At 38.5% G+C, this 8,566-nt stretch carries 8 protein-coding genes and 1 pseudogene; 4 read left to right on the forward strand and 5 right to left on the reverse strand.

The features are described from left to right. Positions 1-358: 358 nt before the first annotated feature. Both QTN95_RS19295 and QTN95_RS19300 read left to right on the forward strand, forming a co-directional pair. Positions 359-655: a hypothetical protein gene (locus QTN95_RS19295; RefSeq protein WP_331418637.1), complete on the forward strand. Its 297-nt coding sequence runs from the start codon at positions 359-361 to the stop codon at positions 653-655. Then, entirely contained in the window at positions 642-1,082 is a 441-nt protein-coding gene (locus QTN95_RS19300; protein ID WP_331418638.1) for a hypothetical protein, read from the forward strand. Before QTN95_RS19295 ends, QTN95_RS19300 begins: the two co-directional genes overlap by 14 nt. A gap of 467 nt (positions 1,083-1,549) precedes the next feature. Here the strand turns inward: QTN95_RS19300 and QTN95_RS19305 are convergent. The 5 genes and pseudogenes from QTN95_RS19305 to QTN95_RS19325 form a co-directional block, all read right to left on the reverse strand. Continuing rightward, positions 1,550-1,927: pseudogene (locus QTN95_RS19305) on the reverse strand (rhodanese-like domain-containing protein); the annotation flags it as partial. 325 nt (positions 1,928-2,252) lie between these two features. Next, complete coding sequence (locus QTN95_RS19310) at positions 2,253-3,347, reverse strand: extracellular solute-binding protein (protein WP_331418639.1); 1,095 nt, start codon at positions 3,345-3,347, stop codon at positions 2,253-2,255. Beyond that, positions 3,347-4,252 (reverse strand): ABC transporter permease, encoded by a 906-nt coding sequence (locus tag QTN95_RS19315; RefSeq protein ID WP_331418640.1) that lies wholly within the window; start codon positions 4,250-4,252, stop codon positions 3,347-3,349. The genes QTN95_RS19310 and QTN95_RS19315 overlap by 1 nt, the downstream gene beginning before the upstream one ends. Further along, positions 4,252-5,121 carry an ABC transporter permease gene (locus QTN95_RS19320; RefSeq protein WP_331418641.1) on the reverse strand — a complete coding sequence of 290 codons (870 nt, stop codon included), beginning with the start codon at positions 5,119-5,121 and terminating at the stop codon, positions 4,252-4,254. Before QTN95_RS19320 ends, QTN95_RS19315 begins: the two co-directional genes overlap by 1 nt. After that, a complete protein-coding gene (locus QTN95_RS19325) occupies positions 5,121-6,197 on the reverse strand; it encodes an ABC transporter ATP-binding protein (protein ID WP_331418642.1) in 1,077 nt (358 codons plus the stop codon). The genes QTN95_RS19320 and QTN95_RS19325 overlap by 1 nt, the downstream gene beginning before the upstream one ends. Positions 6,198-6,386: 189 nt before the next feature. Between QTN95_RS19325 and QTN95_RS19330 the strand changes: the two genes are divergently transcribed. Both QTN95_RS19330 and QTN95_RS19335 read left to right on the forward strand, forming a co-directional pair. Then, positions 6,387-7,217, forward strand: coding sequence for a glycerophosphodiester phosphodiesterase (locus QTN95_RS19330; protein WP_069448042.1), 831 nt, complete (start codon positions 6,387-6,389; stop codon positions 7,215-7,217). Next, positions 7,217-8,275, forward strand: coding sequence for an ROK family protein (locus QTN95_RS19335; protein WP_331418643.1), 1,059 nt, complete (start codon positions 7,217-7,219; stop codon positions 8,273-8,275). Before QTN95_RS19330 ends, QTN95_RS19335 begins: the two co-directional genes overlap by 1 nt. Positions 8,276-8,566: the final 291 nt, after the last annotated feature.

Genomic DNA, 8,566 nt, shown 5'->3' on the forward strand with positions numbered 1-8,566 from the left:
CGAGCCCCGTTTACACAGAGCCTTATTGTACTCCGCCCAGTTAGTTATCTTCTTTTTTGCCTTACCCATGCCACCACCGCTCTAACCATCATAAAGGGTCAGATCGCAAGACTCGAAAAAGGTTCAACTGATTTAGGCAACAACGCCGACTAAAAGGACAGGCATCATTAAAGGATACTTGTACTCTTGGCATAATGAGTAACAGTAAATGAAAAGGACATTTCTACTTTGTGGAAACAGCGGACATTTAAAAAAGGAGTGACAGATTTGTGATAGGTTTTTGATAAGATTGAGTTTGAGATTTTCAATTATAAGAAGGTTGTATCAATGTCATGTGGTGATATTAGTAATATTCGTTTTGGCTGATAGTAAAACGGCATTAAGAGAGATTGAAGAGTTACAGGGTTTTTCTAAGGCTCTTTCTGTTTTTTTAGGTGCATCTGCAATGTTAGATATTTTTGGTGGCAATGGAGTGTTGATGTCCTCCTATAAGATTTACACCACAGACTTTGAACTCTTATCTAAAGCAATGAGGTCTTCAAATCCAATACTCGTTCGAAGGGTCGAGGATATCTCTGCAAGAATGTACATGAGAGCTGGCTTGTCTTATCAAGAAAAATTGTTTTGGAAGTGTTTATACAATGAAACTCGCTAATATTACGTTTGTTTTTATTCTACTTTGGTCTTTCATTGCTAGTGCTAGTGCTAGTGCTAGTGCTAGTGCTAGTGCTAGTGCTAGTGAGGTGGAAGATTTGTATTACCAAAAAATAGAACAATGTGTTAATGATGAGCAGCGAAAAAAAGATTTAACAGCGCGTGATGTTACTCCTGAGGAGCTTAAATATATACCGATTGTGAGAAGCTTGAGAGTGGAGCGTTGCTCAAAAATAGAAGAATCCAATTACGTACAAAGCCTCGGTGGTTCAAAGATTCCTGAAACCATTTCTACTTATAACAATCGAGATTTGTCTACATTAACGAAAGGGGAACTAGAAACTATCAGAAATATTGATGAACGGCTCGAGAGTTATAATCTTGAGGTTGATCTATTATCAATATACGACAAGTTGAAAGTAGAGTAGTAAAAGTACGATAACGATAAACATGATCATAGAAGTTGCTTTTATTAACTTAGGATTATGGTCAGTAAAGTCAGAGTACATGTAGGCTAAAATTAGTAATGATGGGAGGCCTATGAACAAGGGCCCTATCTTTGAGTGCTTAGGGAGACTAACTAGAGTTATCAAGCTTATGGCATACAAAGCATATACAGTTAAGGCTATCCATTCGTCGGCTGATAGCTTTTTCCAAAAGATAAGAAGCACAATTAGTGGTGCTACTAATAATTCCATTTTAAAGCCCTTGAACTGGAATGTTTTTACTCTTTCGATATTACATATCATAGCGATTTAATGTAACAGTTTTCGACTCTTTTTGGATGTAGGTTAACTTCTGGATGAACGACAGTTAGATGAAGGTTGTGGCACTCTTATTTATAAAAAAGGAGCACATTAAGTGCTCCAAAGGAAAGGGCAGTGTTTGGTTTTCCTTAAGCAGTGGCGAATTTGTAAGTGCGATAACCGCCAATCAGGTTACGGGCTTTGAAGCCGTTATTAACTAGCTGACGGTATGCTACGTTACCGCGTAACCCAACTTGACAGTAGATAACAATCTCCTTGTCTTTAGGCAGTTCGTCCATACGCTGACGCAATTGGTCTACAGGAATGTTGATCGCATCTTTGATAAAGCCAACATTTTCGAGCTCGCCAGGGTTACGTACATCAAGCAGTACTTGATCGTCTGTTAGTGAGTCCATCTCATCAAAGTGAATCGGCGTAGAGTCACCCTTAATGATGTTGTTCGCGACAAAGGCGGCTTGGTTGATCACATCTTTGGCACTGCCATATGGTGGCGCGTAAGTCAGTTCTTCTAACTGCCAGCTATGCGTAACAATAAATATTGACGACCACTTAATAGATCGGCGGCCAAACCAAGAATATTAAGTGGATATGTCGTGAGCGGCTTTAGCCACTATTATACCTTTCTAATAATTAGTGCAGATTGGTCATGATGGTATTAAAAGAAATATTCGTACATTTTTCTATCTCAATAGTGCTATTAGAGCTAAACCCTTCATCAACAATTATATAAGTCGTTTAAAGGAAGAGGGTGACTTCTGTGAGAATATTGCTACCACTGCCTTATTTGGTACAAAAGTCACCCTAAATTTGATGATTTATAGGTTATAATTATTAATCACCGAGAACTACTTTGTTGATAAATTGTTTCTTCAGCTCTGTTGCGAGTTCTTTGTTAAAGTGAGGTACTTCAGTTGCTGTGGTACCAGTTGTATCCTTCACCATAATGACTGAGCCAAATTTATCATGCATGCGTTGTTGAGTTTCTGGAGAAACTAACCAATTGGTAAATAGGATCGAAGCCGCAGGTTTCTGAGTGTTCGCAGCGATCGCTACAACATTACCGCCACTTGGCATACCAAATTCAGGGACATAGAACTTCACATTCTTAGTAATCGCGCCTGAATTTTGTAGCCCAATTAGATGATCTTCCCAAGCAGGAGCAATGGCGATTTCACCATCATTTAGTCGATTGAGACTGTCGGCACCAGAAGCAGAGATCACCATATTCTCTTTATTTCTATTAAACCAGTCCCAAGCTTTCGACCATTGAGTAAGCACTTTTTCTGTAGGTTTCTCTTGAGGATCAAATGGGTCTGAATTGATGGTTACCATACGCTCAATAAAGCCAGCCCCCGCACCACCAGTATTTGGGTCATTGTATCCAAATCGCTTCGGATTATTGGTGATGAAATATTGTAGTTGTTCAAACGTTTGAGGGATCTCCTTATCATCAATAATCAATGAGTTATAAGCTAAACCTGTTTTATTACCCCAAAAGGCTATCGCGTAACCATTCAAATCAATGTTGTTTACTCTGTGAACACTGGTAGCGTAGTTATCTAGTTGATCCACTTTAGCAATTGCTTCTTGTCTTACAGCAAGACTAATTTGTGTCGGACTCAAAGCAATAACGTCCATGCGTCCTTTTTCACGTTTTTGCTCTGCTAAAAGTTTATTGAACGTACCATCCATTGAGCCTTCAGGAATGCGGACTTTAACATCATATTTATCTTCAAATTCTCGAACAAACTCACGCCATTTTGGCTGTAGGTACCATACAGAGAAAATAACAGAGCCTTCATCTTGTGCTTGCTTTATCAGTGTATCGTTGATCCCATCTTGGTGTAATTTCTCATAGGTCTGAGCATTGACGGTGATTGAAGTGGACATTACTGCAAGAGTTAATAAGCTTTTTACTAGTTTCATTATGCTTTTCCATTTGATTGAGAGGCGTAATTGCCTTTTAAAAGTTTTTCAATAATTATCATTAGAATTACATTGGGTATGACCAAAATCATTGACACTACGGCTGCGTCTGGACGAACAAATGAATACCCTAAGAAGGAATACAAAATTGTAGGTACAGTGATGAAATCGGGTGAACCAAGTACAAATGAAATACTGAATTCTTCTAAACTTTTAACTAAACAAAAGATCGTAGCTGCCAATAAGCTCGGCTTTAAAAAAGGAAGGAAAGCATTACAAAATACTGTCCAATAATTACCGCCCAAGTTCCGTGTCGCATCAATCATGTCTTGAGGAACCGATTTGAATCCAGCAGCCATAATACGTATTGAGTAGGGTAGAGTTAAGACTGTGTGACCGATAACGATGCCAATGAATTGATTCTCAATGCCAAGATTCATAAGAGCAGCGCTGAAGAAGATGGCGATCACCATACCAGGAATAACTAGAGGAATTAACGAAATCATTTCACAGATTTTCTTTCCTTTAAATTCTAATCGACCTAGCGCGTAAGCCGTAGGAATAGAGAGCAAGATACTGGTAACAGCAACTACAGGAGCAATTCGATAGCTGTTCCAGATAGCTTCTGCTAAGGATGTGTTTTCCCACATGTAAGACCATCGGCCAAATGATAATACTTCAGGAAAGAGTTGTGGGTATGCCCAAGGATGGTCTGGATCAACCAGAGACCATAACACTGCCATAATAATAGGAATACCTATCCAAATGAAGTTCACGATGAAAAAGAAGAACAGAGATATTTTCGTAACCTTCTTTGCATTGATGGTTTCCATTTTTGGTGTTTTTTCTCGATCTGCTTTGAAGAAGCGTTTAAAGGAATTACAACGGTTCGTAAGAGTATTCATTACTTCACTTCTCCTTTTTTCTGTGTAAATGGTTTAATTGCAAGCGTAATGACAGTTGCGGCAATCCCTGAAGTAATCATGATGATGGCTGCAATTACGCCAGAGCTGTTCCATTCCGCGTATTCCATTGCGGTTACTTGCATCAGTCGAGCAAGCGCATATGTATTTCGCGGGCCTGCAATAGAGTAGAACGCGAAGTCACCAAGTGCGCCAATGAAGATAAGAATCATTGCAACCTGAACGGCTGGAAGGGTTAAAGGCACAATCACTGCGAAGAATTTACGAGATTTAGATGCGCCTAAATTACTTGCCGCATCTAAAACATCGCCACGAATACTATTCATAGCACCAGAAATTAGAATTAAAGCAAAAGGAATGTTTTTCCACATTTGAAGAATAATTACGCCCCAACCGAAGGAGTCATTTTGTAACCGTAATGGCTGTTCAATAATGCCGATAAACATAAGGAATTGATTTAAAATGCCGTGATACGAAATGATATTGACATACAAGAACGCGGCAACAAGTCCTGTGACAAACATCGGTATACGCATTACGGAGATAATTAACTCTTTCCCTTTGATTTCATTGCGTAACCATAAGCAAATTGGATATGCGACAATGATCGATAGTAATGCTCCTAATGTCGCGACTTTAATCGAATAATATAAAGCACTCTGCATCTGTGGGCTTTGTATATTCTCTGCCCAATATTGCAAAGTAAATCCGCTTTCACCTGTCATGTTGTAGTAACCAAATGACTGCATAATGATGGTATATACGGTTGACCCCATTAAGAGCAAGATCGTTCCAACTCCACTGAGCATTAACAGCCAGGCAAGGCCGTTATCTTTTATTATTTTTGGCATTAGATTAATTCCAAAGGTTTAATATGTTCAGGACGAACAAAGAAAGAGTATGTTTGTCCTTCTTGTACATCTAAGTTTTTTGAAAGTTGTAAACGAAGTTCTTTATCAAATCCTATGGTTGTACCATATGCTTCTACTAAGTTGCCTATAAAAGAGATCTTGGTAATTGAAACATCAAATGTGTTGACCGTGGCGTTATTCGTGTTGAGCTTTATATCCTCGGGACGGAAGCAGAAATAACGTAGTTCTTCTACTTCGCAATTATTAGGATAATCTGATGAATATATAAACTCCCCCACGTCTGATGTAATTGAACCTGATTGACCGTCGATACTTTGCATCGTGCCTTCCAAAATGTTGGCAGAACCAATGAAATCTGCAACGAATGAGTTCGCAGGGTTGTTATAGATTTCTTTTGGTGTCCCCATTTGTTCAACGTTGCCTTTATTCAGTACAACGATCTTGTCGGACAGGGAGAGAGCTTCTGCTTGGTCATGAGTGACATAGATGGAGGTCAATTTATATTTTCGTTGAAGCTCTTTTAGCTCCATTCGCACGCTATCCCGCAGTTTCGCATCGAGGTTGGACAGTGGTTCGTCGAATAAAATGACATCGGGAAGAGTGATAACCGCTCTAGCAAGTGCAACGCGTTGTTGTTGGCCGCCAGACAGTTGGGCTGGCATTTTTAATTTGTGTTCTACCAGTCCCACTTGTTTAAGAGTTTCATTCAGTTTTGAAATTTGTTGGTCAAGTGGCATTTTCTGTTGCACAAGACCAAAACAAATATTGTGCGACACATTCATGTGTGGAAAGAGAGCATAAGATTGAAAGCACATGGCTGTATTTCGACGTTCAGGTGGCATGTCATTGACGACTTGGCCGTTAATTAGAACATCACCGCTATCTTGATTGTGAAATCCTGCAATGATTTTTAGAAGAGTTGTTTTACCGCAGCCTGATGGACCAAGAAGCGTAACGAATTCACCTTCCTTCACGTTAAGTGAGATTTCATTCGCCGCACAATAGCCATTATCAAAGTACTTCGAAATATTATCAAGGGTCAATCTATCAGTCATTTCGCTTATCCATTATTGAGGAGATGTCTAATTAGGTTATCAATAAAAACTTAATTGATATGTGACGATCGTCAAGTTTTTATCAACTTCTTATTTATCAATGGCTTACGTTATTTTTAGCAATGATATTGATTAATTAAGTTTTTTATAATAATTTAATTGGCAATGGTATTAACGAGATACAAACAGATGAAATTTGAATTCCACAATGCAGAAAACGGGGTTGTTTTGGCGAACACACACCGTGGATACTGCGAAATTTATCCAGAAAACACGATGCCCGCTTTTGAAGGGGCTTTACGAGCAAATACGCACTGTATTGAAATTGATATCCAACTTACACGAGACAATCAATTGGTCGTTGTTCATGACCACGTTGTGGATCGTGTTTCTACGGGAACAGGGTTTGTAGACCGATTAACGTATGAAGAATTGCTAGCTTTTGATTTTGGAATCAAGTTTGGACAAGAGTTTAAAGGCACAAAAATACCGCTCTTTGTCGACGTGCTTTCATGGGCGATTAAGAATGGAGTTGGCTTGATAGTCGAAGCAAAACAACGCATACGTCAAGATGCGTTTATTGACTGTTTTGTTAATGTTATTCGTGCTGTGCCTCATGCAGTTAACTTTATTCAATTGTTATCGTTTGACCACGTATTGATTAACAAAGTAAAAAAAATTATTCCTGAATTAGCTTTACAAGTTGTGACACTTGAACGTTACAACAACCAACTAGAATGTGTTCTCGGTTCTAATGCTTCTTGTGTTTGCTTTGAGTATGAGTTTGCACACATTGATGATTTACGTGCGTATAAGCAGCATGGTTTAGGTACTCGTATGTACTTACATGCGCACAGTAACAATAAAACACCGACAGAAAACTATTATGACAAGTTCGGTGTAGAAGCCGAAGAAGAAATATTAGCCTGGATTCGAGAAGGTCTGATAGACATGATTAGTCATGATGATGCATTATATATGATTAGTTTAATCAACAAAGCAAATATGAAAGCATACTAATGAAAAACCAAAGCTACCTAACTAATGACCTTACGACTAATCAAAGAAAGATTATTTCAGCGGTCTCAAAGTATCGTGTCATTAGTAGGGCGCGGATAAGTGAACTTACTGGTCTAACACCAAGTGCTGTCACTCAGTTGTCTAAGTCACTTATTAATCTTGGTTTGTTACGAGAAGGTTCAAGACAAAAATGTGGCAGAGGTCAACCACCAATACCACTTGAAATTAATCCTGAAGGAGCCTTCTCTCTAGGTGTTAGTATTGAGCCAAATTTCATGGCGATATCAATATCAAATTTGTCAGGATTGATTGTCTATCATACAAGTCGTTCGGTAGACAAAACACAAAACCTTGAAAAAATGCTCGAATCTATTCAGGATTTAGTTAATTTTGGCATTGTGAAAGCGAAAATCCCGAAGGCAAAAATATTAGGTATCGGCTTTTCGTTACCTGCTTATAGAGGTATTGACCAGAGTTGGGTATGTGTCCCAGCTCTGCAATGTTTTAATGATGTTGCTTTGGCTGATATATTAGATAACGCATTTGAATATCCCGTTTATATAGAAAATAACGTAAATGCTTCCGTAATAGGTGAATATTACTCGCATGTTAAAAAAGATTTCTCAACTATGGTTTTTATTGACATCGGTTTTGGGATTGGCGCGGGGATTATTTATAATGGTGTGTTATTTAAGGGTGGGTTCAATAATGCTGGTCAAGTTGGTTTATCCTTCCCGTATGGAAAGGAAAGACCATCATACCTTGACTTCGTGAGCCGAAAAGAACTGACGCTAGAACAATGGGTTGCTCGTAGTGCGGTACAAATTGAACAAATATTGTCGAATTGTATTCAGTGGATTGATCCACAGTTAATTATATTAGGTGGTTCTCTTCCTAATTCTGTAGCCGAAGAGTTAATCAAAAAATTGTCAGAACGAATAACTACGCTTGTTCCTAGTGATGCCAGTTCGCCAAAATTAATTCTATCGCCAAATAGTGAGAAAAGTTCAACACTAGGTGCATCTATTATTCCATTTTATAATGAATTTTACGTATAAACCTGTATGTTAAATCTATTGTTTGACATGTAACTGATTATCTAAATAAAAATACATAGCCATTTGTCTTGTTGATAAGTGATGGCTTCGCTCGTCCAAAGAATCTATAAATTGTTATTTATAACCGAGGTGGAAAGTGAAAGTTCTAAATAACTGTTCCTAAATATAGATCACTGGTTTGTAGAAAAAGAAGGGAACTCGGTACCGTTTGAGCGATCTGATCAGTCGCCAAACATACAAACCTACAACCGTTACCGAGTTCTCATGATTCTAACATTACCTGACCGCGCA

It is taken from the genome of Vibrio sp. M260112 (assembly GCF_036533775.1).
Taxonomy (GTDB): domain Bacteria; phylum Pseudomonadota; class Gammaproteobacteria; order Enterobacterales; family Vibrionaceae; genus Vibrio.